Origin of the sequence: Halolamina sp. CBA1230, assembly GCF_002025255.2 — an archaeon.
Taxonomy (GTDB): domain Archaea; phylum Halobacteriota; class Halobacteria; order Halobacteriales; family Haloferacaceae; genus Halolamina.
Genome location: NZ_CP054587.1, coordinates 1,715,522 through 1,742,382, shown reverse-complemented (window position 1 = coordinate 1,742,382; position 26,861 = coordinate 1,715,522). Strand labels below are relative to the sequence as shown.

At 63.1% G+C, this 26,861-nt stretch carries 31 protein-coding genes and 2 pseudogenes; 23 read left to right on the top strand and 10 right to left on the bottom strand.

Annotated features, from left to right (window positions below; translation table 11 throughout):
• Window positions 1-59: 59 nt before the first annotated feature.
• Window positions 60-1,352, bottom strand: coding sequence for a PQQ-binding-like beta-propeller repeat protein (locus B4589_RS09145; protein ID WP_079233983.1), 1,293 nt, complete (start codon window positions 1,350-1,352; stop codon window positions 60-62).
• Between the two features lie 647 nt (window positions 1,353-1,999).
• On the opposite strand from B4589_RS09145, the gene B4589_RS09140 reads away from it, so the two are divergent.
• The 5 genes and pseudogenes from B4589_RS09140 to B4589_RS18185 all read left to right on the top strand — a co-directional run bounded on the left by B4589_RS09140 (window position 2,000) and on the right by B4589_RS18185 (window position 7,016).
• Window positions 2,000-2,899: a DNA-binding protein gene (locus tag B4589_RS09140; protein ID WP_079233982.1), complete on the top strand. Its 900-nt coding sequence runs from the start codon at window positions 2,000-2,002 to the stop codon at window positions 2,897-2,899.
• Window positions 2,900-3,518: 619 nt separating this feature from the next.
• On the top strand, window positions 3,519-4,091 hold the full coding sequence (locus B4589_RS09135) for a hypothetical protein (protein WP_079233981.1): 573 nt from the start codon (window positions 3,519-3,521) through the stop codon (window positions 4,089-4,091).
• A 119-nt stretch (window positions 4,092-4,210) separates the two neighbouring features.
• Window positions 4,211-4,527 (top strand): annotated as a pseudogene (locus B4589_RS09130) (TFIIB-type zinc ribbon-containing protein); the annotation flags it as partial.
• 220 nt (window positions 4,528-4,747) lie between these two features.
• Window positions 4,748-6,403, top strand: coding sequence for an NAD(P)/FAD-dependent oxidoreductase (locus B4589_RS09125; protein ID WP_079233980.1), 1,656 nt, complete (start codon window positions 4,748-4,750; stop codon window positions 6,401-6,403).
• A 256-nt stretch (window positions 6,404-6,659) separates the two neighbouring features.
• Window positions 6,660-7,016 carry a hypothetical protein gene (locus B4589_RS18185; protein WP_255246064.1) on the top strand — a complete coding sequence of 119 codons (357 nt, stop codon included), beginning with the start codon at window positions 6,660-6,662 and terminating at the stop codon, window positions 7,014-7,016.
• A gap of 122 nt (window positions 7,017-7,138) precedes the next feature.
• On the opposite strand, the gene B4589_RS09115 is transcribed toward B4589_RS18185, so the two are convergent.
• Together B4589_RS09115 and B4589_RS09110 are read right to left on the bottom strand one after the other, a co-directional pair.
• The gene (locus B4589_RS09115) at window positions 7,139-7,636 is read right to left on the bottom strand and encodes a type II toxin-antitoxin system VapC family toxin (protein WP_255246063.1); all 498 of its coding nucleotides are present in this window, start codon (window positions 7,634-7,636) and stop codon (window positions 7,139-7,141) included.
• 6 nt (window positions 7,637-7,642) lie between these two features.
• Entirely contained in the window at window positions 7,643-7,954 is a 312-nt protein-coding gene (locus B4589_RS09110; RefSeq protein ID WP_079233979.1) for a hypothetical protein, read from the bottom strand.
• A gap of 172 nt (window positions 7,955-8,126) precedes the next feature.
• Here B4589_RS09110 and B4589_RS09105 point away from each other — a divergent pair, with 172 nt between their 5' ends.
• From B4589_RS09105 to B4589_RS09095, 3 genes and pseudogenes are all read left to right on the top strand, one after another.
• Window positions 8,127-8,522 carry a hypothetical protein gene (locus tag B4589_RS09105; protein ID WP_079233978.1) on the top strand — a complete coding sequence of 132 codons (396 nt, stop codon included), beginning with the start codon at window positions 8,127-8,129 and terminating at the stop codon, window positions 8,520-8,522.
• 59 nt (window positions 8,523-8,581) lie between these two features.
• Window positions 8,582-8,875: pseudogene (locus B4589_RS09100) on the top strand (SWIM zinc finger family protein); the annotation flags it as partial.
• Window positions 8,876-8,935: 60 nt separating this feature from the next.
• A complete protein-coding gene (locus B4589_RS09095; RefSeq protein WP_079233976.1) occupies window positions 8,936-9,307 on the top strand; it encodes a DUF6166 domain-containing protein in 372 nt (123 codons plus the stop codon).
• Window positions 9,308-9,576: 269 nt separating this feature from the next.
• On the opposite strand, the gene B4589_RS09090 is transcribed toward B4589_RS09095, so the two are convergent.
• Together B4589_RS09090 and B4589_RS09085 are read right to left on the bottom strand one after the other, a co-directional pair.
• On the bottom strand, window positions 9,577-10,335 hold the full coding sequence (locus B4589_RS09090) for a DUF3307 domain-containing protein (protein WP_079233975.1): 759 nt from the start codon (window positions 10,333-10,335) through the stop codon (window positions 9,577-9,579).
• Window positions 10,332-10,997, bottom strand: coding sequence for a SatD family protein (locus B4589_RS09085; RefSeq protein ID WP_079233974.1), 666 nt, complete (start codon window positions 10,995-10,997; stop codon window positions 10,332-10,334). Before B4589_RS09085 ends, B4589_RS09090 begins: the two co-directional genes overlap by 4 nt.
• Window positions 10,998-11,284: 287 nt before the next feature.
• Here B4589_RS09085 and B4589_RS09080 point away from each other — a divergent pair, with 287 nt between their 5' ends.
• Complete coding sequence (locus B4589_RS09080; RefSeq protein ID WP_079233973.1) at window positions 11,285-12,214, top strand: ArdC-like ssDNA-binding domain-containing protein; 930 nt, start codon at window positions 11,285-11,287, stop codon at window positions 12,212-12,214.
• Between the two features lie 148 nt (window positions 12,215-12,362).
• Here the strand turns inward: B4589_RS09080 and B4589_RS09075 are convergent, their stop codons facing one another.
• Together B4589_RS09075 and B4589_RS09070 are read right to left on the bottom strand one after the other, a co-directional pair.
• Window positions 12,363-12,875, bottom strand: coding sequence for a DUF3368 domain-containing protein (locus B4589_RS09075; RefSeq protein WP_079233972.1), 513 nt, complete (start codon window positions 12,873-12,875; stop codon window positions 12,363-12,365).
• Entirely contained in the window at window positions 12,876-13,166 is a 291-nt protein-coding gene (locus tag B4589_RS09070) for a UPF0175 family protein (RefSeq protein WP_079233971.1), read from the bottom strand.
• A gap of 274 nt (window positions 13,167-13,440) precedes the next feature.
• Between B4589_RS09070 and B4589_RS09065 the strand changes: the two genes are divergently transcribed.
• From B4589_RS09065 to B4589_RS09035, 7 genes are read left to right on the top strand one after another with little or no spacing between them, the layout of a single operon-like run.
• Complete coding sequence (locus tag B4589_RS09065) at window positions 13,441-13,719, top strand: hypothetical protein (protein WP_079233970.1); 279 nt, start codon at window positions 13,441-13,443, stop codon at window positions 13,717-13,719.
• A 5-nt stretch (window positions 13,720-13,724) separates the two neighbouring features.
• A complete protein-coding gene (locus tag B4589_RS09060) occupies window positions 13,725-14,141 on the top strand; it encodes a hypothetical protein (protein ID WP_079235205.1) in 417 nt (138 codons plus the stop codon).
• A gap of 14 nt (window positions 14,142-14,155) precedes the next feature.
• Window positions 14,156-15,886, top strand: a complete 1,731-nt coding sequence (locus B4589_RS09055) for a hypothetical protein (protein WP_079233969.1) — start codon at window positions 14,156-14,158, stop codon at window positions 15,884-15,886.
• Window positions 15,883-16,728: a hypothetical protein gene (locus B4589_RS09050; protein ID WP_079233968.1), complete on the top strand. Its 846-nt coding sequence runs from the start codon at window positions 15,883-15,885 to the stop codon at window positions 16,726-16,728. Before B4589_RS09055 ends, B4589_RS09050 begins: the two co-directional genes overlap by 4 nt.
• A 2-nt stretch (window positions 16,729-16,730) precedes the next feature.
• Window positions 16,731-17,831 carry a hypothetical protein gene (locus B4589_RS09045; protein ID WP_079233967.1) on the top strand — a complete coding sequence of 367 codons (1,101 nt, stop codon included), beginning with the start codon at window positions 16,731-16,733 and terminating at the stop codon, window positions 17,829-17,831.
• A gap of 3 nt (window positions 17,832-17,834) precedes the next feature.
• Window positions 17,835-18,956 (top strand): hypothetical protein, encoded by a 1,122-nt coding sequence (locus tag B4589_RS09040; RefSeq protein ID WP_079233966.1) that lies wholly within the window; start codon window positions 17,835-17,837, stop codon window positions 18,954-18,956.
• On the top strand, window positions 18,949-21,063 hold the full coding sequence (locus tag B4589_RS09035) for a VirB4 family type IV secretion system protein (RefSeq protein ID WP_217920459.1): 2,115 nt from the start codon (window positions 18,949-18,951) through the stop codon (window positions 21,061-21,063). Before B4589_RS09040 ends, B4589_RS09035 begins: the two co-directional genes overlap by 8 nt.
• Window positions 21,064-21,157: 94 nt before the next feature.
• Here B4589_RS09035 and B4589_RS18180 read toward each other — a convergent pair whose 3' ends face one another.
• Complete coding sequence (locus tag B4589_RS18180) at window positions 21,158-21,772, bottom strand: aminopeptidase (protein WP_079233965.1); 615 nt, start codon at window positions 21,770-21,772, stop codon at window positions 21,158-21,160.
• A gap of 127 nt (window positions 21,773-21,899) precedes the next feature.
• Here B4589_RS18180 and B4589_RS09025 point away from each other — a divergent pair, with 127 nt between their 5' ends.
• From B4589_RS09025 to B4589_RS09010, 4 genes are all read left to right on the top strand, one after another.
• Window positions 21,900-22,337, top strand: coding sequence for a transcriptional regulator (locus B4589_RS09025; protein WP_079233964.1), 438 nt, complete (start codon window positions 21,900-21,902; stop codon window positions 22,335-22,337).
• Window positions 22,338-23,082: 745 nt separating this feature from the next.
• Window positions 23,083-23,493, top strand: coding sequence for a TRAM domain-containing protein (locus B4589_RS09020; RefSeq protein ID WP_079233963.1), 411 nt, complete (start codon window positions 23,083-23,085; stop codon window positions 23,491-23,493).
• Window positions 23,494-23,585: 92 nt separating this feature from the next.
• Window positions 23,586-23,858 (top strand): AbrB/MazE/SpoVT family DNA-binding domain-containing protein, encoded by a 273-nt coding sequence (locus tag B4589_RS09015; RefSeq protein WP_079233962.1) that lies wholly within the window; start codon window positions 23,586-23,588, stop codon window positions 23,856-23,858.
• Window positions 23,859-24,212, top strand: coding sequence for a type II toxin-antitoxin system PemK/MazF family toxin (locus tag B4589_RS09010; RefSeq protein ID WP_079233961.1), 354 nt, complete (start codon window positions 23,859-23,861; stop codon window positions 24,210-24,212).
• Between the two features lie 95 nt (window positions 24,213-24,307).
• Here B4589_RS09010 and B4589_RS09005 read toward each other — a convergent pair whose 3' ends face one another.
• On the bottom strand, window positions 24,308-24,739 hold the full coding sequence (locus B4589_RS09005) for a hypothetical protein (RefSeq protein WP_079233960.1): 432 nt from the start codon (window positions 24,737-24,739) through the stop codon (window positions 24,308-24,310).
• Here B4589_RS09005 and B4589_RS09000 point away from each other — a divergent pair.
• Window positions 24,729-24,947, top strand: coding sequence for a hypothetical protein (locus B4589_RS09000; RefSeq protein ID WP_158081159.1), 219 nt, complete (start codon window positions 24,729-24,731; stop codon window positions 24,945-24,947). The two genes, B4589_RS09005 and B4589_RS09000, sit on opposite strands and share 11 nt — an antisense overlap.
• A gap of 95 nt (window positions 24,948-25,042) precedes the next feature.
• Window positions 25,043-26,299: an RNA-guided endonuclease TnpB family protein gene (locus B4589_RS08995; protein WP_079233958.1), complete on the top strand. Its 1,257-nt coding sequence runs from the start codon at window positions 25,043-25,045 to the stop codon at window positions 26,297-26,299.
• Here B4589_RS08995 and B4589_RS08990 read toward each other — a convergent pair.
• Window positions 26,296-26,502 (bottom strand): hypothetical protein, encoded by a 207-nt coding sequence (locus tag B4589_RS08990; RefSeq protein WP_079233957.1) that lies wholly within the window; start codon window positions 26,500-26,502, stop codon window positions 26,296-26,298. The two genes, B4589_RS08995 and B4589_RS08990, sit on opposite strands and share 4 nt — an antisense overlap.
• A gap of 221 nt (window positions 26,503-26,723) precedes the next feature.
• Between B4589_RS08990 and B4589_RS18175 the strand changes: the two genes are divergently transcribed.
• Entirely contained in the window at window positions 26,724-26,852 is a 129-nt protein-coding gene (locus B4589_RS18175; RefSeq protein WP_255246062.1) for a hypothetical protein, read from the top strand.
• The last annotated feature ends 9 nt before the right edge of the window (window positions 26,853-26,861 follow it).

Genomic DNA, 26,861 nt, shown 5'->3' with positions numbered 1-26,861 from the left:
ACGCGGTTGCCCGGCGATTACGGGGTGTGGACGTTTTTCTTGCCAGGCACTCGTGTACTCTACTCGCTGCTCCCGATTGCGTAGATCCGCCCATCGGCAACCCCGACGTAACACATACCGTGCGCTAGTGCGACGTCTGTGTCCATGATGTAGCCCGCCATTCCGATATCGGGGACGGTGATCTCGATGGTCCACGCTTGGCGGTCACCCGTCTCGAAGGCGACGACAGCGTCATTCTGTGGAACGACTACGCCACCGTCACCAACAGCAGGGGATTGATTGTACCCACTTTCAGCCGACCGCCAGCGAACAGTCCCGTCCGAGATATCGATTGCAACCAATCCTCCGTGATACGTATTCACGTACGCAGTCTCGGCGGTGACGGCTGGTGACGGGATCGCGTTGCCGTAGTCTTCGTCCACGACCGCCGTCCGCCACAGCACGGTTCCATCGGCGGTATCGGCGGCGACGAGTTCCTCGGTGATACCCGGGACGTACAGGCGGCCGTCGGCGACCGTCGGTGTGCCCTGAATGTCCGGACAACAGTCGTCTCGAGTGGCGATCTGTTTGCTCCATCGTCGATCCCCAGTCGTCGCATCGAGTGCGGCAATACGGCCGTCAGTTAATCCGACGTAGACCCCACCGCTGTCGGCGCAGGGCGCCGTGTAGCACTCCCCCTCGATTGAGGTTCGCCATTGTTGGGTGCCATCCAGCGTGTAGGCGTACACTGCGTTATCTTCGTCGCGCGTCGCCAAGTAGCAGGTCTCATCCACAACTGCTGGTGAGCCAGTTACGTCCGGAATCGTGTCCGTCCACTGGGTCGATCCGTCGTCGCGGGCAAGGCCTGTCAGCGTCGCCTGCTCGTAGTCCGCCCCGCGCGTGACGGCCAAGAGCGTCTCGTCGACGAGCGCAAGGCCGACGGCACGGCCGATTCCGAGATCCACGTCGAGTTGCTGCTCGCCGGATTCGGCGTCGAACCCTGCAAGGTGGGTTTCCGAGTGCTCGGCATCATCCGGTGACTCAACATAGGCGATGTAGACCTGGTCCGGGCCGGCAATCGGCGCCGTTGCGCTATGGGGGTCAGTCCCCGGACGGCGTAGCCAGGCCACGTCGACGTCGCCGTGCGGGACTATGGAGGCTGCGTTTCCGGTTCGGCCACCATCGTGACCGTCCTGCAGCCAGCGGCCAGCGGTCGTGTAACTCGCGGTGTACGCGTCGTTCGTGAACGGTTTCGGAACCGACTCGCCATCAGAGTGCCCGGGAAGATTCGGTGCAGTACAGCCGGCGAGGGCCAGAACACCTCCGCCGGCCGCCGTCTGTTGGAGGAGCTGTCGACGCGTCAGCGGGGCCATATCCCTAGTGGCTAGCGCTGGGGTAAACCCCTTCTGAAGAGACAAAAAGCTGTTAGCGTCAATTGGGACCTCCTCGAAAGCCCCCGGGGGCTCGACGACCGCGACTCGCTGCGCGCCTCGTTCCTGCGGTGCTTGCGTCGCCGGGGTACGTCGAGCCCCCGGCCCCTTTCAGTCCCGCCTTGGGGGCTATTGCTGGGCAAGTGAGCTCTACCGATTGGCTAGTGTGATGCGATACGGCTCGCACCGCTCGCCGCTGCCGCCCTCCGCGTCGCTCGCGACCGACCATTCCGGGCGTGCGGGCGCTCTCCGCACCGCCCGCGCCCGTTCCGGGCTAAAATGCATGTGCCCTCGACGCCAGCGCTTCACCCGTTCGGGTCCTACGGACCTCGGCACAGCCGACCGCGACGGACGTAGTTGCGTCGCGGCGAACGGGGAATGCGCTGGCCGCTCGCTCCGGGCGGGTCGGCGCGCGGTGCTGGTTGGGGCCACCTCATGCAGGCGCGCTCTCGCTCGCGCCCGGTAGGGCGCTCGCGAAGGCGCGAGCGAGAGCGCGCAGATGGTTCTGTCGGTCGTTGTCGTCGGAAAACCGCGATGTAGGAGCATCGCGGAGTCGGCGCGTCAGCGCCTTCGGAATCAGGTCGATTCCAATGTCTAGTAACAACGCTAGCGGAAAGGTCGTTTCGGTCGATGAACAGGCATTCGAGAAAGCGGGCGGTCAGGCGGTCGATGAAGACGGCTTCCCGGTCGTCGACGAGACGCCGGAGTTCGAGGCGGCGGTCGAGCAGGAGACGCAGGCCAAGGTCGATGCGAACCACCCGGATGGGATCGCGGACACGAGCCAAGAACGGATTCACGGTGTCACCCTCGAACAGGAGGAGCGCATTCGGGCGCGGGAAGCCGAACTGGAGCGCATCAGTACCCAGGCCGAGCTGGGCACGCAGGAGGGTCGGGAGCAGCGCACGCGAGAGGTCGCCGCTGAAGGGAGCAAGCAGCGCCGGCGGGAGTTCCAGCAGCGGGCCGCGAGCGTGGACCCGATGGCCGACCCGGAACGGGATGATCCCCGAGCGGAGCTCTCCCAGGATGAACTGGCGACAGTGAACACGGAGGCAGACCGACTCGCGACGCGGGTGGATGGCTGGTCGCGGGCGGCGATCAGTCGACGCCTGGCCGACGCGGTCGTCGACGGCACGGACATGACGAGTGCGGTCGTGCGGGTGTTCGAGGCGTTGCAGACGGCGCCCACAGGTTCGGTGCCCATCGACGCCCTCGATGAGGTTGATCGCGGCACGGTCACGATCGAAGGCCGTGTGGAGACCCTCTGGGATAGTGATTCGCCGGCCATCCAGCAAGTCGGGCTGATCGCGGACGAGAGCGGGCAAACGAAACTGACAGTTTGGAAAGCATCGGACGCCCCGTGGATCGAGGAAGGCGAGAAGGTCCGTATCCACGAAGCGGCCACGAACTGGTACAAGGGCCGGATCTCGGTGGCCGTGACCGGATGGAGTAGCATCCACTTCCCGGAGCGCGGCCGCTGGTGGGACGCATAGCCAGTCGGCGCAGCCTTCTTTTTGCTGTGCGCCGGGCCGACCCAAGCCCCACCACCCCACCCTCCGCTCCGTGCTCGCTCCGTGAGACTCGCTGTTGCTCGTCTCACGTGCCCTCGTTCGCGATGCTCACGAGGACTTCGCTGCGCGCGCAGCCACGACCTTACTAACCGGTCCAACATTTATCCGGGAAACCGCTGAAAGGGGTTCGCGATAGGGGCGAGTCTATCGGGCTCCCAGAGGGGTGGAGGGCACACCAGAACGTGCCCCCGAGCAAAATGCCCGAGGATCGTAGCCTCACAGCCCGTGAACGGTTTCGGACCCATTTCCGCGAAGCTCGACGAACGACCGACTCGCCAATCGTTGAGGCACAGTTAGCGGCTACTCTGGACGCCTGGAATGACCTGCCGCCGACGCCCTTGCAGAAATTGTCCTGTTTGTGGGAAAGTCGGGCTCCCAGAGCGAATTAAGCAACATCAATGCGCGCCAAGGTAGCGACTCGAATCGATAATTCACGGGGTTTAGTCAGACCTCTATGAGCGGTATAGAATCGTTCGTACAGTAAATGTCACCGTGTTCGTTTGTAAGCCACGCTTATGATACAGAGGTGACGACATATGGTATGGATCGCAGCTGGCTCCGACAATGTGTCCTCCCGTTCTTACTGCTCGCGTATCCGCTCACGTTTCTGTTCTTCCAGGGCGGCCAGTACTGCCAGCCGTTGTGCTTCGAGCCGACAGCAGTAGGCATGATCACGTTACTCGGTGTCCTCCTCACAGTAATGCTGGTCGCGGGTGGTTTTGGATCGCGCTTTAGAGTCGATGAGCGAGGTGAAACTCACCGGATCGTCCGCTGGCTTGGGTCTCCTCCACTCCTTGCTGGCGGCATACTCGTGGGGGTGTTCGTCGGGTTTGTTGGGTTCGTAGCGCTCGATACGCTCTCACTCTACGAAGCGGTCTGGAAACCAATCGTTCTCCCCCTCAGTTTCCTGCTGTTTCTTCCGGTGTGGGTACTCTATATGGCGTCGTTCCCCTTCGCTGTCCTGTTCTCCGTAGCTGGCATCGAATCATCCCCACTCGTGACGGTAGTATTTCGAGGCGTCGTGGTGTTCATCGGGTTCCCGCTTTCCGCTGTGTTTCAGACGTTGATCGTCTCAGTAATGGTCGAGAGGCTCCAGTCTGAAGCTATCGACTAGCACGTCTGAGTTCGCCAAAGCAGGACACTATATCGCCGCCGTTCCGCGAGGTGTTTATTTACCCCTCAATGGGTGCGGGGCGCGCCATACTGGCGGGTTCCCGAGACACGGTGAGAACGATGGCAACTAGAGACATCTACGAGAGCGGCTTCGACGAAGACGTCCGAACGGAGTCGAGCGCGAACCAGTGTCCCGAGTGCGACGGCCGGGTCACCACGAACGCGATCGAAACTGTCTGCGAGGATGTGGGCTGGTCATCGACGAACAGCGTCTCGATCACGGGCCTGAGTGGCGGGCGTACGACGACGAGGAGTGCGAACGAACGGGTGCTCCACTCACCACGAACCGCCACGATCGCGGCTTGGCGACGGAAATCGGTCGCGGCACCGACGCGAAGGCGAACGAACTCTCCGGGCAGAAGCGACGGCGACCCGCTCTGGGGGCGGAGTCACGGTCTGCCGTGGCCACTTGCGGCGCTCACCAGTGGCGCAGATGTGGAAGTCCGAATGAGTTCTCTTGTCGACGATCGTCCCAAGACGTGAGACAAATTGTGGAGCGACAGCCCCTCCTGAGCGAGCCGTGCGACTGCCGACAGGGCCAGCGACGACCTGCATCCGCCGAAAGCTTTCTGTCTCCGTCCAAACAACTCTTGGGGCATGGCCGAAACGTACGACGCCATCGTCGTCGGGGCGGGACACAACGGCCTCACAGCAGCGCTGTACCTCGCCGACGAGGGCTGGGACGTCTGCGTGCTCGAACGCAACGACAAGCCCGGCGGCTCGGTTCGCAGCGACGAACTCACTCGCGAGAGCTATACCCACGACACCCACTCGACGAACCAGAACCTCTTCCTCGGCTCGCAGGTCTTCGAGGAGTTCGGCGACGAACTCCGTGAGGCGGGGCTCGCGTTCTCACAGACCGACAAACCGTTCGCGAACGTCTACCCGGGCGGTGACGCTCTGCGGGTCTATCAGGACGCCGACCGAACCCGTGAGGAGTTCGAAGCGCACTCCCCAGCCGACGCCGAGGGCTGGGAGACGCTCCACGAGGAGTTCGGCCGGTTCGCCGAGAATCTCGCACCGTTGCTGGGACAGCCACTCCCCTCCGTCGCTGCCGGCCGGACGCTCTTCGACGCCGCTCGGCGGGAAGGCCCCAGCGGACTCGTCGATCTCGCACAGATCCCCCTGAGCTCGACGCGCGAGCTCGGCGACGCCTACTTCGAGACGCCGGAGGCGAAAGCGCTGATGGCCTGTTGGGGACTCCACCTCGACTTCGGCCCGGACGTCTCCGGCGGCGCGATGTTCCCGTTCCTCGAATCGTTCACTGCACTCTCGGAGGGCATCTCCGTCGCGACCGGCGGCGCGTCGGCGATCCCCGAGGCGCTGACGACACTTATCGAGGCCCGCGGCGGCGAGATCCGCACGAACGCCGAGGTCACCGCCGTCGACACCCAGAACGGCCGGGCGACCGGTGTCACGCTTGCCGACGGCACGACGGTCCGCGCTCGCGAAGCGGTCGTCGCGAATCTGACGCCGACGGTGCTGTACGACCGGCTCGTAGACGACACCGCCCTCCCTGGGTCGTTCCGCGAAAAAGTCGACCGCTACGAGTACGGACCGGGGACGATGATGATCCATCTCGCACTCGATGACCTGCCGAATTGGGAGGCCGGTGCGGAGCTGTCGGAGTTCGCGTACGTCCACATCGCCCCGAGCGTCGACGACTTGGCGGCGACGTACACCGCTGCCCAGAACGGCCAGCTCCCCGAATCGCCGCTGCTCGTCGTCGGTCAGACAACCGCCGTCGACGAAACCCGAACGCCCGACAACGGGCATATCCTCTGGGTCCAGGTGCGAGCGCTCCCCTCGGAGATCGAGGGCGATGCAGCCGACGAGATCGAGGCGACCGACTGGGAGGTGGCGGCCGAGCCGATGGCCGAGCGCGTGCTCGACAAACTCGAGACGTATGCCCCCGGAATCCGGGACTCAATCCGGGATCGTGACGTGCACTCGCCGGCGGACCTCGAAGCGACGAACCCCAACCTCGTCGGCGGCGACAGCGTCGCCGGGAGTCACCACCTCCGCCAGAACTTCCTGTGGCGGCCGTTTCCCGGCTGGTCGCGGTACGGCACGCCCGTCGAGGACCTCTACGTCTGCGGGGCGTCGACGTGGCCGGGCGCCGGGAACAACGCGGCCTCTGGTCGTCTCTGTGCCCACCGCGTGCTGACGCCGCCGTTCGAGGAGCGCGCGATCGAGACGGCCGAAGAGTACGTCGGCGATGCGACGGCGGCCATCCGGCGGCGTCTGTCGTAGTACTCGGCCCAGTTTCGCGTGGTCCGTCAGAGTTGGATGAACGATTCCAGTCATTCTGGCAGCTACCTCCTTTCGGACGGAGACAGTCAATCCACAGGACCAGATCTGGGTAAGCTAACCCACGGCTAAAGCCGTGGGCTGTCAGCGTGGACTCTCGCTCTGGCCAACACAGTCGGCCGGAGGCTCATACTCTCCGTTCGCGTTCAACGTCCCGCTGTTCAAGCGCACGTCTCCGGATGCGCCTCCACCGGAGCCAATGACCGACGACGACCGTGCCGGCGAGTGCGGGCTGGTCGATCTGCCGGCGCTCCAGCGGATTCGTGACTGCTGGCTCGAACTCGACCCGCTCGCCGACGAAACAGCGTACGACGATGTCGTCGCCCCCACGGAACTGCAGATCAGTCGCAGCGATGGGCTCGGCGACCCCGAGAGCGCCCGGTTCGATATCCAGTGCAGCGAACTGGCGTCCGGGTTTCCTCGAAGAGCAGTCGCGTATAGTCCGGCTGATAGTGCGTGGTCTCGCCGGCTTCGACGCGACGCAGCTGGTCCTGGGCGACGAGATCCTGGAGTTCCTCGTTGGTCGTACTTCAGGCAGCGTCGGCCTGCTCGCTGATCCAGTTAACTGAGCGAGGTTCGCGAAGTGCCTCGGCGACCGCCCGAATGCGGTCGCGGGCGCTTATCGACTCAATCCACGGCTGGATCCATCTCGTGAGGGTTCGGACGTGCTTGGTACCGCTAGTCCTGACTGCGATACGGGAGCGTCGTCACGTCGAACGCATCGTAGTGCCGGTCGTACGTGAGGATGTGATCGACCGCCAGCTCGTCCATGTGTGCGGCGACGACGAAATCAGTGAGTGACGCATCCAGATCCGTCCACTCAACGAACGTTGCTTTGGCGTCATCGAACACATCCTCAGAGACGGATTCGAACTGATACAGCGTACTCTCGTCGAGCGTCGTCAGGAACGATGCGGCGTTCCGCATCGACGCCTGTTTTTTCAGCCGGGTTGCGGCCTCGTCGACAATGTGATCGTTGACGATGAGGCGACGATAGGGGAGGTCACCGTCGCGGACGAACGCCATGAAGGCCCGCGAGACTGCGTGCATCTGATCGCGAGGATTGAACAGCGCGTAGAGGAACTTCGGGCCGACAACGACCTGATGTCGGACGTGGCCCGGGCGGAAGTGCTCGGCTGTAACTGTGCCGATCGGGGTGTCGACTGGCTCTGCCATCTGCGGTCAGGGCTGGGCGGACGGATCGTCGGCGAGCGTGAACGATTCGTCGCTCCCGTCCCACTCATCGGTGAGATCGTCTTCTTCGCGAGCGTCCGTCGCCGCCGACGCTGGAAGGGACTCGTCCTCAAGGTCGTCGAGGACGGTGAACGCCGGGTCGTTCGGGTCGGCTTGCTGCTGGCGTTCGATCCACTCGATGAGCGCCTCGTGGCCCGCTTCCTTGAGCGAGAGTCCGTGCTCTCGCGCAAACTCCCGGAAGCGTTCGTATTCGTCCTCGTTCAGTTCCGTTTGCACATGCTTGGTGTCGTTACTGCTCATAGGGACCCCAGTTGCTACTCCTGTCTACTTGCTCATGGAGTAAAAGATGTTCGCATGTCCTAGTTCATGAACCACGACCAGGCGGGAGACAGCGCGGAGGAAGCCCGCGCAGCGCACTGTTTTTCGGCCGGGCACGAGGGAGTGGCCCGGACTGATCGGGCCTGATTCACCGATGAGCGTGGAAGTACTTGACCGTCATAGTGAGGCATTGTTCGAGTTCCTCTGGTGTCCGGTCTGCGGACACGAGGTGTTCAGCCACATCCCCTTCGAGGGGGTGTTCTGCAAGCACTGCAACACACAGGTCGAACTGCAGGAGCCACTGGAGACACGCGGCCACGAAGACGCCGCGATCGCGCGCTTCACCACCGACACGACGTGGAACCTCCACGTCGACGAGAAACTCCGTCGCGACCTCCCTGACGGCGCAGCGCGAGCGAAGATCCTCGGGGCGCCCGGCGCCTACGAGGTGGATTGGTGGAGTCCAGCGCCGGGAGAGGACTGGGAGCCGGTCGAGCGTGGCGAGTTCGACGACGTCGACGAGCCGGAGGCGGTTGCCCACCTGGCGTAGCGGTCCCGCTTCGCAGCCTCGCCAAGATGGTCGAAACCAGCACCCCGCTAGTACGCAGGATGGAGCACCCACCATTCGCTGAACTCGACCCGTCGAATCGTGTGCGCAAACGGGCGCAGTACGAAGCCTTCGCGTTCTCGCTCCAGGCCGGCGACGTCCGGGTTCGCAACGAGAGCCACCTCGATCCGGCCAAGCACGAGTACCGTGTCTCGGTCGTCGACGGCCTCCCGGTTAGCTGTACGTGTCCCGCCGACGAGCGGGACGACAGCCCGTGCAAGCATCGCGTCGCCGTCGCGATCCGCCCGAAGATCCTCGAGATCGCGATGGCGATGCAGGCCGTGAACGACTGCGGGCGGTGATTTTCACCCCCAGCAAGGGGTGCGGGAGTGCGCGAGTTGCCTCCCGAGATATCGATGAGTGGAACGATCGACGATCCCACGACGGCACAGTCGACGACCGAGACGATCGAAGTTCGGTACGTCGGGACGCGCGTTCGGGGCGGCGTCCGCGTGCGGACGTACCCCGGGAAGCAGGAACTCACGCCGAGCCGTAGTCTCGACGTCGTGAGCCACAGCCCCTCGGGCTTCGAGTGGGGGTACGGTGGGAGTGGCCCCGCCCAACTCGCTCTCGCGATCCTGCTTGACTACACCGACGATCCGGAGGTCGCTCGCACGCATTACCAAGCGTTCAAGCGCGAGGTCGTAAGTCAACTCGAATGTACGGGGCCGGATGGGACATGGACACTCACGACTGGCGAGATCGAGCGGTGGCTCCCCGACGAATAGCGATGGCGTCAACTGAAATCAAGAAACGTATTTATACGACCAGGTGTCAGAGTTTACACAGATGATCTCAAAGGCCGGACTCGCCCTGACATCCTCCAACGGCTAAAGCCGTGAGCTTTCGCCTCGCTACTGCTGTAACCCCCCGTGCAGGGGACGGTACGGCTGGCACTGTCGGCAACGCTGGAAGTTCGGGGTCGTGAGTGGAGCGGCGATGCCCTCGTGGGGATCACCCGGCCCCACAGGGAACCCCCACGATGGTGGGGATCGATTCACACGAGAGCCGACACGGCTCCGGCCAACGCGATCGCCACGAGCACGCTGGTGAGCGTCCCGACGAGGAAGTACTCCGCGAACGCCTGCTGCTTGAGTTCTTCGAACCGGGCGATCGACTTCGCCGCCACGACGAGCCCGACCGACCCCCACAGGCCAGCCACGCCGAGGAAGAGGATGATCCACCGCTCGAGGCTCCCGATGAGCGACCCTGCCTCCAGATCGTCCTCACTCTCCGGCGCCGGATCCGGATCCGGGAGCACTCCCCGGACGATGGCGTTCCCGCCGTCGTGTGCGAACACGAACGCCGCGAGGTACACCGCCCCGGTGGTCACTGCGGCCCAGGGGAGTTGCTCCACCCCACCGAGACCGGCCACGACCGGCGTGAGCGCCCACGTGGCTGGGTCGACCACCCCCCATCCGCCGAGGATGACCAGCAAGTGCGCCAGCTGGTCACCGAGGAACAGCTGCACTGACCTACCCGTTCGCTGGCGAAGCCGTGCCGAGACGGCGTCGATCAAGACGTGCACGACGCCGATCACGACTACGGTGGGCGCAGTCTGGACCGTCAACAATGGGAGGAAGACGACGGCGTGGACGACGACGACGATACTGCCGTGGGTGAGTAGCGGCCCGATTCGGTGTTTGGCCGCCGCGAGGTCGTCCGTCTGGAAGGCGAAGTCGCCGAGAACGTGCCCGAACAGGAGGAGCGCGAGGGCAGTTCCGGCCGGACCGAGCCCCGTCAACCACCCACTCATCGGGACCCTCCGTTGCTCCGGCTGGCCGCTAACAGCTCGCCGAGCGAGGCCTCGGCAGCCCGTACCGCCTGGACGTGCCCGGCACTGAGCGATTCGCTGACGGTGGACTTCGCGACGTCGTAGCGGTCCGCGACGCCGTTCTGGGTTCCCTCCGCTTTGAGGGCGCGTGCGAACTGGGCCTGCCGCTCCGTCCAGTCCTCCCGAACGCACTGCACTAGATCGAACATGGCGTTGACGTGGCCGTCGATGGGGCTCCCCCAGCCGGCGACGCGGACCCACGCCCCGGCTGCTTCGGCCGCGTCGATGGCTTCTCGAGCACGGTGAAAGCACGGGCCGTCCATCCCGATCGCCTGGGCCGGGTTGAGTTGGGTAGCCAACTCACCCCGACCGATACCGAACCGGAGTCGTGCCGGGTGGAACTGATCGCTGGCCGCGACCACCGCGTCGACGGCAGCGGCCGCATCGGTCAGGAGCACTTGGAACTCGTCACCCGTCGTCACGGTGAACTGCGAGGCGATCACGCTGTCCGGGATGTCTTCGTTGAGGGTGGTGACAACCTGCTTGAACTCCTGCTGGGCCTCGCTGCGATCCGACAGCTCTCGGGACCCGCGGATGTCGCCGATGACCGCCACGAACTCGGCGTCGGGCCAGTTCTCGGTCATGTGTTCGCCGTTATTACCGAACTGCAACTGAGTTCGGTGTTTATAGCGAACCATGATCAAGGTTGCGGCCGGAATAAAGTTCGGCTGAATAGCCGAACAGGATGAAAGTTCGGCCGAAGCGGCGAACAGGCGTAGCCGGCAGTCCGTAGTGCGGGGAATGCTGGCTGGCCAACGCCACTGACAGGCGGGCCGGACGCGGGAGCGCGACGGCAGTTTTTCGTCGCCCCTGAGGGGTGCGGCGCGTCCTGCATCGACGGGCACGCCGTGAACGTGATTCGGTGAACACGATGTCCACGACCAGCGACGCGTCGGTCTCCTTCGACGAGGCCGACACACGGCACGACGAAATGCACAGCACGATCGAACAGTGGATCGACGACCTCGTCGCCGGCGTTGACGACGCGCAGGCCAGCGCGGAGTTCCAAGAGTGGCTCGACGTCCAGAGTCGGTTCCACGACTACTCCTCCCGCAACACGCTCCTCATCAAGCGGCAGTGTCCCGAGGCGACGAAGGTCGCCGGCTACCGGACGTGGCAGGAGGAGTTCGACCGCCACGTCAAGGAGGGTGAGTCGGCCATCTGGATCTGGGCGCCGATCATCGCCAGGCAGTGCCCGGAGTGCGAGAACTCGCCGGGCTACCACGAGGACAGTGGCTGTGAGTACGACGAAACGCCCCCCGAAGAATGGTCCGAGGGCCTGGTCGGGTTCCAGCCCGCGCCGGTGTTCGACGTCTCCCAGACCGAGGGTGAACCACTTCCCGACCTCGACACAGCAGCGACCGGGGACGCCGGCGACCTCGTCGACCAGCTGACAGCCGCCGCTGATGAACTCGGCGTGACGGTGCGGATCGTTCCCGACGACGACTGGCCCCACGGCGAGGCGAAGGGCATCTGTCAGCAACTGAGCCTCATCGACGGCCAGCCGCGCGTCGAGGTTCGTGATCGGGCGAACGAGGCCGACCTCGCGCGGACACTGATCCACGAGTACGCGCATGCTCTGCTCCACGGCGACGTCGATGACGACACCGAACGATCCAAGCGGGAAGTCGAGGCTGAGGCGGTCGCGTACGTCGTCGGGCGCTACTGCGGACTCGACACGAGCGGGTCGGCGTTCTACCTCGCTGCGTGGGAGTCGGACGATCCCGAAGTCGTTCGCGACCGGCTCGGGCGGATTAGTCGGACGGCCGAAGCGCTGATCGGCGCGCTGGAGGGAACCTAACAACCGAATCTTAACCAACACCTGTGCGACGTCCCTTGGATTGTTGGTTAAATCTTTTTTGAGTGACTAGGTAGCTTTCCCCTGCGGATCTGGAGAGAGGCGTCACTCGCCATAGTCTGCCACCCTCTCGTCAACTTTTTCGCACCGGTCAGGTTTCGAACGAGTCGAGCTTTTGAATGATCTTCGTGTAGACGTCGGGCGCGCAGTACCATCCGTTGTCGATCATCCCGTCGATGATCGTTCGTGCGTCGTCACCGCTAATCACCCCCTGCTTTGTGAGTTTCAGAATCAGGAATGCTGTGCCCCTGGTCGTAACGCCTTCAGCGGCAGCAACGTCCCGCCCGTACGTCTCGTCCATCACGGCCACCCCGTCATGCGTGTCGGCGTAGGCCAGGACAGCAGCGTCAGCGTCACTAAGGCTGGGATTTTCCCGAATTCGAGCCATGAGTGGCGAAGCGTCAACCGCGACGACGTCGAACCGGTCAGCGTCGACGGCCCGTTCGATTCGGCGAGCGTCTGGATACCCCTCTTCGAGGCCGGTCGCGACCACTTCATCGTAGACGCGCTCGGGGATCACACACGACGCGTCGAGGTGGTGGACGAGTGCGAGTCGGTCAACTTTCGCGAGATAGATGAGCGGCGTCGCGTCGAACACCCACATTCACAGTGCCTCGAGATCCGCGTCGACGTGGTCGTCGTCGACCCAGCTGATGTCGCGTTCCTTTGCGAGCTGGGCGAAGTCCCAGACGGACATCCCGGCCAGCTCAGCCGCCTTGCTGAACGTGATCGACCCCGCCGCGAGTTGCTCAAGTGCCTGCTCGCGACGCCACTCCTCAAGTCCCTCGGAGAGGAGCTTTCGAACGGCCGTACTCCGATCCAGGTTCTCGTCCTCGAGATATGCCTCGAGCTCCGCTTCCAGTTCATCGGGGACCCGCGCCGAGATCGTTCCCATAGTGTATACATTATACTCAATGTATACAAACACTCCGGTGCTCCCCAACTGCGCCATGCTCCAGCGGGTCCGTGTCGTCTCGGTCGGACAGCAGCACCCGGACAGCTACCACGGAATCGGCGTCGTGGCCCATGCATACCGTATGATTTTCTCAGCTATCGATTCTCGCTATCTATGTATTGGTTTTCTGTTCTGACAAAAGGAATAAGTTCTAACTATGTATATTGTTACCGCGTACCGATACCCAACCAACACATACCCCCCCGCCACACGCATGATCACCCGCTCAGTCACCATCGAGCCGATCGATGAACTGTACCTCCAGTGGCACGACCACATCAACGCCTCGGCCCTCTATCGGCGTGCGCTCCGCGAGGAGATGGCCGTTCGCGGTGTCGACAGTGACGAACTCCGCGACCTCCTGGAGCGGGCCCAGGAGCAAGGGTACACGCTGGACGAGATCGCGACGGAAACCAACCGGTTCGCGGATCTGGAAGCACTCGTCGCCGACCAGGAGCGCCAGTCACCGACGGCCGACACCACGACGGAGTGATCACGATGAGCCAGCACACTGCTCCCGATCACGCTGTCCCGGCAAACGATGAGTCGTCGCCGATCCACCGACGCCTGCAGCAGGCGGCCCTCATCGTCGTCCTGCTCAGCGTCGTCGTCGTCGACCCCGTCGCTGCCCAGGAGAACGCCGTCTGTAGCGCGGACAACCTCCCCAGCATGATCGAGGGGTTCTTCCAGTTGACGACGGCGCTGGGGATCATCGGCCTCGTCGTGGTGTGGCAGGCCGACTCCCTGCTCGAGATGTTCACTATCGACCGCGAGCAGAAGGAGCGCTTCAAACGCCACAAGCGCTCGGCGATGAAGTCCGCGGTCGTCCTCGTCGTCCTCGGGCCGCTATACACCGTCGCCGGGTCGATGATGCGCCTCCCGCTGGCTGAGTGCGTCAATCTCGTCCCCTGGTAGCCACCGACCGCTCCATGCCGGCACGCGTCCCCGTTGTGGTCACCGCCGTGCTCTGCCTTGCCGCCGGAGTCACGGCTGTCGGGACCGCGAACCCCCCAGCGCCGGGGACGGAGGCCAACGGCCTCACCGAGAACGAGTCCGCGACGCTGTGGTCACGTGACGACGATGACTACATGTCCCAGACCGAGTATCGCCGTCGCTACGGCGAGTCGCGGACCGCGATGCAGCAGCTCGCGAACGGGACCGACATCACGTTCACTCGGCCACCGGCGACGGCGTCGACATGGACGCGGAACGACTTCGCCGATCTCGAGGCTGGCGGGGCGGGCACGTCGGTCGCGCCGCGGAACGCCACGTTCGAGAGTGGTGTCTTCATCGACGACGCCCACGCCACGGTCTTCGCCGTCCAGCCGTCGACGCGCGTCCACGCCGCCCCGAACGAGACCACCCACTACGTGGCGCCGAACGGGACGCTCCGCGGGTTCGTCGACTACCGCGTGCGGGTGCCGGGCAGGAGCCCGAGCGGGAACCGGACGACCGAGTGGACACTCCAACAGCACGAGATCGAGTCAGTTCGCCTGTTGCGTGATGGCGAGCCGCTCGTCACCCGTGACGGGACGCACACGCCAGCACTGGCGTACGCACTCGACGCCCACGGCGAGATGACGCTGACCCTTGAGGCCGACATCCAGGTTCGGCTCCGCGCCGTCAGGCGGGGTCCCAACTCGACGAGCGTCAACACCACGGTGCGCACGGAGACACTCACTGTGGCGGACTCGCTCACCGTCGACGTGTACGATCCCGAGGCCACGGTCTACTACGCGGACTACCCAGGCGGCGACACTGGCGTCGCCGTCTTCCAGAGCCAGCCGTGGCAGGGGTACACCCTGACCGACGACGGCTCACAACGGGTTCGTGGTGTCTGGCGGTTCTACACTGCTCGCGACACCGGGTGGGACCGACTCGTTCGGCGAAACGGCACTGCACAGGAACCGATCACCTCGGACGCGATCCCCGTCTCGGTCCACGCCTACCCCTCGCGGATCGGGCCGCGGGCCGAACCGGTCCGCGACGGGCCGGAGATCCTCGACACGTGGCAGGTGACGAACGCGACCCGAGCGCCCCGGTTAGGGGAGAACATCAACGTCGACGTCGTGAACGGCTCCTACACGGCGAGCCACGGCGTCGCCGTTCGCGCCGGTGACGTCGCCCCCGACACTACCCGCGTCGCCGGGATCGTCCGGGGCGTGAACGCCTCGATCACGGAACCCGACAGCGGGTTCGAGCGCCCCCTGTTCCGAAGCAATCTGACGGCGACTGTCGGCAACCAGACGCGATCGGCGACGACAGTCCGACTGCGGCTGCGGAGTGCGTACTCCGGCGCCCCGATCGTGCTCGACGACGATGCGGGGCCGCGACCCGGGGTTGGCCCGGCGCGTACCGGCTACATCGCGATCGCCGGCGAGCGCGTCGAGACGAACGCCTCAGGCGTCGCGATCGTGACACTCGATCAGCCCGGGATCTACACGGCGCGGTACCACCCCGGGTCGTGGGTGGAGCAGCGCTCGGCCTACGTCGACGACACGGCGACCGTTCGCTGGCACCCACTGACCACGGTGGCCGGCTGGTTCGCACTGCTCGTCGCGCTCGGCTGGCAGTTGCTCCCGTTCGTCGTCGCGCTCTACGCGGGCCGCCGCCTCCTGGCGATGCTCAGCCCCGCAACGAGATTCTCCGATCAACCATGACCACCACACCTACCCCGATTGATCGACGTACCGCCCTCCGAACGCTCGCCGTCAGTGCCGTCGTCGGCGTCGGTGGCTGCCTCGCCGAGGACGGGCAACAGTCCGACCCTGGAACGGGATCCGAGACTGACACCGACGGGACGAGTGACGGGCCGTTCCAAGCTGTCGGCGTCGACGGCACGACGCTGGTCGTCGAACTCGCCGCCGAGACAGCGGTTGCCCAGGTGAACCTCATCACACCGAACGGCGAACTGTGGGGGACCCGCGACGTCGCCGCCGGCGCCGAGCAGGTGTCGTTCGCGTTCCGCGGCGCGTATCCTCCGGGCGAGTACGACGTCGTCGGCGTCGATGGCGAGGAGACGGTCGGGGCAACGTCGCTGGAGATCCGTCCCGAGCTCGAGATTCAGGAGGTGGGGCTGTATCGGAACCATCCGGACAAGCCGTGGGAGGAGGTGTACGGGGAATCGGAGACGAATCGGTTGATCAACGGGGAGGCGTTCGTGACTGTCGAGAACACAGGGACTGGGCCAGAGACAGTCACCGAGCTTGTGTTCTCCGGTGACGTTCCAGCACCTACTGAGAACCCACGAAGTAACGGGCTACAAAGAACCGATCGAGCACTCATTCCGGCTGGACGAAGAGTTGATCTCTATAGTTCGTCATTCCCGTTTGGGTCAAAGGCACCTGATGGGATGGGTTGTTCCACTGATGGGAATAGTGGACAGTTCACCGTGGTTCTAGAAACACTCGTCAACCCCGACTCAGTCAAACAAACATTCGATGTCCGTTACGAGAGTTCATCGGACATGACCGATTGTGAGGTCACGATTATGGAGGCATAGCGATGGTCGACCTAATCGACGTTGTCCTCGAGGGGATCAAGGCAAGTATCGGGTGGTTTGTGAGCCAGCTCATGGATGGCCTTCGGTCAGGGTATCGGACCCTCTCGGAGGCGATGTTCGGAACCCCGACGCCGGAAACGAACGGGCCGTTCGTGTTTGGAGACCCAACGAACCAACCCTGGGTCGAGCTCCAAGACACGCTCGTCGGCGGTGAGATCGTCCTAATCGCGCTGCTCCTTCTCGTGATGAGCGTCCAAGGCCGACACGCAATACGGGTGTTCAATATCGGGAGTACGTACGAGGCACGAAAAACGAAGAAGAACGCATGGACCGGTGCATTCCTGATTGTCGTGTGGTACTGGGTTGGAACGCTCGCGCTCTATCTTGTCGACGGGTTCACGATTGCACTCCTACCGGGAATTAGGCCTCTCACAGACGTTATGATCAAGTTTTTGAGGCAATCCATCACCAACCCCGCCCTCTCACTCCTCTTCGCCCTCGCTGGCGGCATCTCCATGTGGGCGTTGCAGGCACTCCTCTACATCCGGGAGATCCTCCTCTACGTCTACCTCTACGGGATGCCGATCGCGATCGCCGTCGCCTACGGCAACGTCCCGGTCCTCTCGCGGATCGGGCACGGCTTCGCGAAACGCTTCGTCCCACTTGCTGTCCTCCCGCTCCCAGCGGCGATCGTGTTCAAGGGGTACGACATCGTCTACTCGACGGGCGGCCTCTCGCCCGACACCCCGTTCCTGCAGTATCTCGTTGCCGTCTCCCTCCCCGTCGTCGCCCTCTACGCCACGTGGCAGACGTTCAAGTACGCCACTCCACTGACCGCGAAAGCCCTCAGCGGCGTCACCCGTGGCGCGGCCCTCGTTGGCGGCGTCGCCGTCGGTGCGTACGCCGGGAACGCGAGCGTCGCGACCACCGCCGCCCGATGGGGGCCGAAAGCCGCGGCCGGCCAAGCGGTGGCCCAGAAAGCCGCTGCTCGAAGCGAGGACAGCGATGGGGACGGAGCGCCGTCCTACCGGCGGACCGAGAACGATCCAAGCGACACCGAATCGAACGATTACGGGATGGACTTTGACCGCGGAATCCACTAATCCATGAGTTCAGACAACGACGCAGCCCCACGGCGCATCATGGACCAGTTCGGCGAGGCGAGTCGCATCCCCTACCTCAACATCGAGGAGGGGGACGTCGGCGTCCTGATCGCGTTCCCGATCGCCGGCCTGTTCCTCGCCAGTCTCATCGGCGTCGAATCACTCGCGCTCCCCTTGATCGCCGCCGGCGCAGGGTTCGGCACGGCGCTCGTCTACGTCACGCCCGAGCACCTGACCGCGTGGACCTGGACGACCGACGTGTCCCAGTACCTCAAGCGCCCCGCGGTCACGTTCAGCGCCCCCAACGACGCCGATAGTGCTACGGACGAGACCGACCGCAATCAGGGGGGCCTCGCGAACTACACGCCGTTCACCCCTGATGAGCGAACACAGGACCTCACCAACATCGAGCGGGCGTGGCCCGGCGCCGGCGCCATCCAGCGCGCCGACGGCACGATGGAGGCGTTCATCGAGGTCGATCCCGGGAACATGGACTTCGCCATGGCCGAGGACTGGGCCCAGCTGCAGGACGCCGGTGCGGCGTTCGCGAACAAGGAACTCGACGCGAAGCTGACGTTCCACGCGACGACCCGAGCGTTTCCGGTGGAGCAGCTGACCGCGACGATCAAGGACCGCCTCGACGACGAGGACGTCGAGTCGAACCCGATCTTCCGGGAACTCCTCGAGGAGTACCGCGACACGCGGCCGAAAGAAATGCGCGAGCGAGGGATCCAGCAGGTGCAGTACTACATTGGTGTCGAAGTCTCGCCGCTGGAGGTGTACGACCGCTACCGCGAGGCGGCGACGCCGGCCGAGAAGCTGACGCAGCTGCCCGTGGTGGGTGTCCTGTTCACGCCGTTCGTGACGCGGCGTGCAGACCTGAGCGATGTCGAGCGCCGGGCGCGGATGTTCGACGAACTGGATAGTCGGATCACCGACGTGCGGACGGAGTTCATCCAACAGGCGTCGGGCTGGTCGGCCCGCCGCCTCAGCACGGTCGAGCTGTTCGTCCTGAACATGGCGTTCTGGAACGGTCGCGAGGACGACTACGGCGATCCCGAGGCCGTCGTTCGCGACCAGCCGGTCGTCGGCCACTCGCGCCGTGAGGAGGGACAGGATGCATAGCGTGCTCGTCCAGTCGAGTGGGGGTGTCGTGAGACAGCTCCGGGAGTGGCTTGCGTCACCGACGAGCGTCGAGGGCGCCGCCGTCTCTCTGGTGCTGATCGGCGCCGTCGTTGTCGGTGGCACACTACTCCGGGATCGGTACGCTGCCGACGACGAGGCGACAGTCGACTTCGCGGACGTCCTCGACGACGAGACGCTCGCCGATGGGCAGGCCGAAGGGCAACTCTTCGACGACATCGCCGAGTCCCACAAAACGGTCACGGCGCCCGCCGCCATCGAGTGGGAGACTCGCGCCGCCCGTGTCGGCGAGCAGTGGACGTCGACGCTGTACATCGCCGACTACCCGGACTACCCGAATGACGGCTACCTCAGCGACCTGTTCGAGTTGACCGACGTCCAGTTCGATCTGACGGCTCACATCACGCCGAAGAACCAGGACCGGGCGCGAACCGAACTGCAGGAGATCGCCGACGACCTGCAGGTGGACGCCGATCTGGAGCAGAGCGTGCGGAGTTCGTACCTGCAGGAGCGAGCGGACGAGGCGGCTGCGACGTACACGGCCGTCGAGAACGGGGCGCGCGTGTTCGACCAGGGTGTGTTCGTGACGGTGCGCGCCGACGATCGGGAGACGCTGCAGGACGACGTGCAGCAGGTGAAGAGTACGCTGCGGGACGAGCCGGCGAACCTGACGCCGAAGACGGCGATCTGTCGGCAGGACGTGGCGCTGCAGTCGGCGGCGCCGATCGGCGCGAACGAATTCGGCCGCGAGTCGATCGCGCTTGGTGGCGCCGTCGGCGCGTTGCTGGCGTCGCCGCACAATGCGACGATCCTTGAGGAGGGTGGCGTCGAGTTCGGGATGCACAAGGACACGCGGAGTCCCGTGGTGATCGACCCGTTCGCGCGGGACAACGGCTACGCGATGTTCACGGTCGGCGATCCCGGCTCGGGGAAGTCGTTCAGTTCGAAGCAGAACTTCATCCGGTCGATGGAGCAGGCACGGGACCGCATCGGCGTCATTCTCGAACCGCTGAACGACTGGGCCGGTGTCGCCGAAGCCCTCGATGCGAAACGGATCACGGTCGGCGGGACGTTGGGGTTGAACCCGCTGGAGATCAGGGAGACCCCCGAGCACGTCCAGCGGGCGATGGGCGAGGATGCGAGCCCGTTCAACGAGAAGCTCGATGACGCGATGAGTTTCCTCACCAACTTCTTCGCGCTGCGGGGGATCTCGCTCGGGGATCGGCGGACGACGCTGGAGCTCGGTCTCAAGCGCGCGTACAAGCGCAAGGGGATTACTGACGACATCTCGACGCACGGGAATCAGAGTCCGACGATCCGGGACATGCTGGACGTGTTCGAGGAGATGGTCGAGGAGCCGGAGGCGTTCGTCGTGCGGGCCGACGAGGAGGCGGCGAAGATCGAGGAAGACGCCACGTGGTTGCTTGACCAGCTGCGGCCGTTCGAAGAGGGCGGTCGGCACGCGAATCTGGGCACCGAGTCCGAGTTCGACATCCGGGACGAGAAAGTGATCTATCTCGATCTCGCCCAGCAGGAGGGGAGTGTGGATAGTGGGACGGCGCTCACGATGCAGTTGCTGATCTCGCTGGTGTACGAACGGGCGAAGGTGTCCGAGAAGGAGGTGGTGTTCTACATCGACGAAGCCCGCTACCTCATGCAGGACGCCGCGAGTCTGGCGTTCCTGGAGACGGTGTTTCGGCATCACCGCCATCATGACCTGTCGATCCGGCTGGTGACCCAGACCGTCGACGAGTTCTTCGAGCACGCCGAGAGTGAGGCGATTCTCGACCAGTGTGCGGTGAAGCAGTTCCACCGGCTGGACGGGATGGACGAGGACTGGGCCCAGGAGTTCGGGCTCAACTACGCCCAGATGCGGTATGTGCAGGATGCGGTGCCGGGGAATGAGGATGCGGGGTTTGCGGAGGCGCTTGTTGGGGTGGATGGCGAATGGCGTGGGATTCAGGTTGAGGCGATGCCCAAAGAGAAGCAAGTGATTGACTTTGACCCGACTGAGCAAGAACGGTCGTCGCTGCCTGGCGCCGACGAAGAACGTAGTGAGACCGGTCGGACTGACTCTGGAAACGGGTAGCTGACCGAAGCGCGCTCCCAGCATACTTTGACACGTAGCGAGCGGAAGCCCACCCCTTCAGGGGTGGGAGGATGTCAATATGTATCGAGGTTCTCTAGGGAATCCCCTCAACAGCGTCCCGCAGACTGGCTTCATCCCCCCAGCCAATAACGCGATCTCCAGCTGCCTCCTCAAGCGCTGCTAAGTGAGACGCCGCCATGCCGTTATCGTACTGTCGGCGCATCTCCGTTTCGCTCTCGTACAGCCGCTTGAGCAACCACAGGCGATCTCTGACGTGGCGCTGCTGGTGATACAGGTACCCCAACTCCCACACGTGGCCGCCGTCGAAATCCTCAAGCACGCCGACGATATGCGACGCCATTGCTGCGAGCAGGTCGAACGCTGGCGCCCAGAGGTCGATCTCGTCAGTTGTGAACCCAAAGTCCTCGAGTCGGTATCCGGCGGCGCCTCGTCGATCATCCAACTGCTCACAGACCTCCAATCGCCGTTTTCCCGGCCCCTCCTCACCACCACGCCCGACGACGAGATACCGGGTATCGGCGCGCTTGATTTCGTCGAACTGGCTGCTGCCGTGTAACTGCGTTTTCAGCTGTTCGTGCTGGTGTGGTGTTAGTTGGAGCTGTGCCTCATCGACAACAGCATCTGAATCGATGTCGCCGATGTACGCCGATTCTTCGTTCCCCGTGTCGGCGCTCGAATCGTCCGGCATCTCGCAGAATAGATTCTTCCGTGGACCGTTATACCTATGGGTTACTGAATCGGTACTGCAACCACCCTAGGAACCGGTTGCGTCTGTTGACCAAGTGTTTATACTGGCTGAGGACATACTGGAACACATGCACCCGGACGCGACACAGCCGGCTGCGAACACCGGTCCGGACGGCGAGCCCGCGGAGTTCAACACGTGGCTGGCACTCCAGAAGGCGACTGACAAGCAGCGGGCGAACCTGCTCGCGGACGTCGTCGGCCACCCGAAAGGAGCGCCAAGCGTCACGGAACTCGACTACATGAATCCGAGCCTCGAAACGGACGCGATCCGCCGGCATCTCTCCATCCTCCAAGACGTCGACGTCCTCCAGGAGTTGGTTGTCCCCACTGGCGAGCGCGTTCGTGGGTATCCCTACAAGTTCTACGCCCTCACCGACGCCGCTCGCAGCCTGTTCGACAAGAACGGACTGTTCCCTTCGGACGCGTGGCAGCGCCAATACGACCGCGTCGAAAAAACCGCCGAGATCCGGGAGCTAGAGGAAATGCCCCGCCCCGCGAACGGGTAGGCCCCTTTCCTGCTTATCGGGGACCCGTGCCGAAATCGTTCCCATGCTGTATACATTGTACTCGATGTTACAAACACACTGGTGGTCGGAGTGGGTGTCCCTCGATCGCGTGTTGTTGGCGCGGCCACCGGCGCCCTGTTGCCAGTCGGGGGCAGTAGCCGGACGGCGGTGCTGTACGCTTTCTTCGTGGACCGAAGATGCTGGCTTGCCCCGGGCGCCGACGAATGATCTCGATGGCGTTCGGAGTCGCGTTCAATCTTAACCAACATACGTCCCCGACTCACCAGTGTGTTGGTTAACTTCTCCAGCTGGGTGTGCGCGGTTTCTGGGTACGACTAGCGAGTCAATTGAGAGCGATACTGCGCGGTCGCCGACGGGTGTGCGTCCGCGCCCATCTCAGGTGCCGCCGACGGCGTTGCTACGGTGTACGGGGGCGACCTCATCTCCGGTGTGATCGGCCGGTAAGCCACCAAAGGCTTACATTGAAAGCCGATTGAACTGTCCTTGGAAGGAATCGTGTCACACGCTCCTTCCCGTTATGAGTTCCGAGGAATCGTCCCTTGGTCATTGTCCCGACTGCGGCGAGCGTATCTCTCAGGCGTGGCTATTGGTTGACTACCAGAAGGACGACGGAACCTGCGGTGTGTGGGCCGAGTGTCCATCTTGTGAAAAGGTCGTTGCGCCGCAGTAGTTGGGAACAGCAGAATCAAGTGTTCCTCGTCGCCTATCCGGATACGATCTACAAATGGAGATTTCACCGCAACTACGCTGTCTGTTCTCTGCGACTGTCGAAGAGCGCGACGGGTCGTATGTGGTGGAGGTACCGGAACAGGAGATTCGGCTTGGCGACCTACAGGCAGGTGATACATATCGTGTGGCCGTTCTCCCATCACCTTCGACCGATGACGCCGATGGTACTGACGCCGATTCACAGTCCGAGCAAGCGGCACAGTCGCCACCTGTTGCAGAGGGCGAACAGCGCACCGTTGAGATCGAAGACATAGGCGAACAAGGCGATGGTATCACGCGTGTTGAGCGTGGATTCGTCGTTATCGTCCCGGACACTGAACAGGGCGAGCGTGTCACAGTCACGATCACCGATGTCGGTCAGAATGTTGCCTTTGCTGATGTTGTTGAACGCGTGAATTCTGCGTAATGGACAAGATAGCCTTTCTCGAGTAGTCAGCAAACCGACTCACGTTGCCAGGGAGCGAAACATCTATAGATATGAATCGAGTATGAATACATATGGTGGAAGACACGCGAGTCGTCGGTGAGCGTGGGCAGGTCACACTCCCGAAGCAGCTTCGGGAACGATTCGGGATTCACGGTGGCGATAGAGTACGCGTCCACGAGGACGAGGAGGGACGGATCGTCGTCGAAAAGGCGGTCACAGAAGACGACCTCGCCGAGGGATACCGCGCCCGTTCCGAACAGATGGCCGATCTCGCTTCCGAACTCGAGGGTGTCTCGGCGGAGGCCGATGCAGCCCTCGGTGACGTGCCCGAGTGGGAGTCGTAGATGGACGTCCACCGTGGCGATATCGTCATCGTCGAACTGAATCCGACTCGCGGCTCGGAACAACGCGGGACCCGCCCATGTCTCGTCGTCCAGAACGATATTGGAAACGCGAACGCCCCGACGACCATCGTCGTCCCGTTCACCACGTCCTTCGACGATCGCCAGTACCCGTTCGAAGTCCTGGTTCGGGCCGAGGAAAGCCCGCTCTCTGCGGACTCTGTTGCGCTCTGTAGTCAGATTCGGACTGTCTCTATCGCGCAGCGGATCACGGAGAACATCGGGTCGATTCCCGAGGCCCGGATGGACGAGATCGACGATGCGCTTGGGTACTCTTTGGGCCTCCAGTCTGTTTGATACGCCGCTGGACTGGGGCGGCCATTTGCTGCGAGCGCTCGCGGCGACACACCTGTGAAACGGGGTTCAACGGCCGAGTTAGGTCTGGATCTGTGCTACGCGCCAGCCTGCTCAGTCGACGCTTCGTCGGTCACGAGCGAGTAGTGGACCTCTATGTCATCGTACTGTGCGACCGGGCGCCTCGAACGGCCGTCGTCGACGAGGTCAATGACGCCGAGTTCGGAGAGTTCCGTGAGGTTGCGGTGTACCTCTTTGAAGTCTCGATCGACGATCTCCGCAGCGTCCCGCATGCTTTCGGGTTCGTGCTGGCGAATCGCCCGGAGAAGCGCGAGGTTCGCCGGGCTGAGGAGCCGCGCAAGTTCGGACTCAGACTCGAAATTGAGCACGTTGGTGTGACCTACATCCTCGAACTCTTCGCCAGCTTCGACAGCTCGGAGCATGTCCTTCGTCTGTTCACGGAGTCGATTCGCCTCGCCCACGTAGACGTGGAGCGTCCGGTCGTCGGAGTTCGGTTCGGTGTCGGTCATTGTTGCGGTGGCGGCGTCGGGTAGTTCACGGTCGGCGTTCGGCGACTTCCTCCTCGAAGCGTTCGACGAGTTCGACTATCCCAGGGAATTCGATTTCCTCAACCTCGTCGGTAGTATGGCGCTCGTGGCCCTTTGTGTCTTCGTGGGAATTATAAAAAACAAGGAGAATACCCGCGCCTTTAGGCGCGGGATGAATCTGACACCCTGACCGACAATCCACCGACGACACCCCAACTGGATATTCAACACCCGGCCGTTGGTTTTAATAATTAAACTCCCATAACGTATTATGAGGTCAGCTCGATGCTGGAGACGACCCGCACCTACGTCGCACGCATCACGAACCACCAACAGGTTCGTGACGACTTTGACCAGTGCGGGTTCTCCGCATCCAAACTGTGGAACGTCGGACGCTACTACATCCAACAACGGTGGGACGACGACGGCGAGATACCCGACGAAGCCGAACTGAAATCGGAGTTGAAAGACCACGAACGCTACAGTGACCTGCATTCTCAGTCAAGTCAGCGAGTTCTCGAAGAACTTGCTGAGGCGTTCAACGGTTGGTACAACTCCGACGACGGTAACAACCCACCGGGCTACCGGAAACGTGGCGACGACCACCCTCGCTCCACCGTCACGTGGAAGAAACGAGCTATCAAGCACGACGACAAACACGGCCAACTTCGCCTCTCGAAGGGCTTCAACCTGAAAGAGAGTCGATCTGACTTCATCCTCGCCGAGTACGAAACTCGCTCTGACGTAGAAGTCGAGAACATCCAGCAGGTGCGTGCCATCTGGAACGGCGACGAGTGGGAACTCCACCTCGTCTGTAAGAAAGAGATTCCAGTCGAAGACGCACCGGGTGATAACACGGCGGGTATCGACCTCGGAATTAGCAACTACCTCGCCATCGACTACGAAGATGGCGCGAGTGAACTGTATCCGGGGAACGTGCTGAAAGAGGACAAACACTACTTCACCCGCGAAGAGTACCAGACCGAAGGCGAGAACGGCCCGTCGAAGCGAGCGCGGGAGGCTCGGCAGAAACTCTCCCGACGCAAAGACCACTTCCTTCACACCCTCAGCAAGCACATCGTTGAGCGGTGTGTTGAAGAAAGCGTGGAGAAGATAGCGGTTGGCGACCTCAGTGACATCCGCGAGGATGAGAACGGTGACTCGCGGAACTGGGGTGCGTCGGGGAACAAGAAGTTGCACGGCTGGGAGTTCGACCGGTTCGCCCGTCTCCTCGAATACAAGGCCGAGGAACACGGCATCCTCGTTGACCGCGTAGACGAGAAGAACACGAGCAAGGCGTGTTCGTGTTGCGAGCAGATTCGGGACAGCAACCGCGTGGAGCGAGGGCTGTACGTCTGTTCATCGTGCGAGACGACGATGAATGCAGATGTGAATGGTGCGGTGAACATCCGTCGAAAGATAACTCAGAGTCCCCCGACCGGGGATATGAGTAACGGCTGGTTGGCACAGCCCGGAGTCTTCCTGTTCGACCGCGAAAGCGGACGATTCACACCGAGAGAACAGGGAGACTGCAAACCCTAATATCCCAACTCTCGGGATTCCTCCGGCTTTAGCCGGAGGAGGATGTCAACGTACCGGAGTACTGTTTCACCGTCTAGCGTGCCGAAGTGGAGCGAATACTTGTAGCCGGATGGGGACGCCGGATCGCCCGTCTTGATGATTGTCTGCCGTTCGACATGGCCATCGAAGGTATTCGTGAAATTTCGGATGACCCGGGCGCCCATCGACGTCTGATGGACTCGGCCCCATCAACATAAACGTATGGGGTAATCCCCATCAATACACTATCGTACTTTCGACAAGAGAGAAACCCTTGGCGTCCTCTCCACCCAGAAGAACGGTATTCTACCCTAACCGTTCCATCGCCGGTTCTGACTCGCTTCGTGAGTACAAGTCTGGATCCCGAGACGGCAACGGAGCTACCGGTGAAGGACGATTCTGAAACGTGTCAGCCCCGGGCGTCGACGACGGCGTTGCCGCACTCGACACAAACTACGTGCCGTCGACGGCCTCGGCTGCTGGCGCGTTACACGGGATGCACTTGATGCGTGAGGACCGGACCGAACGTGGATAGCGACTCATG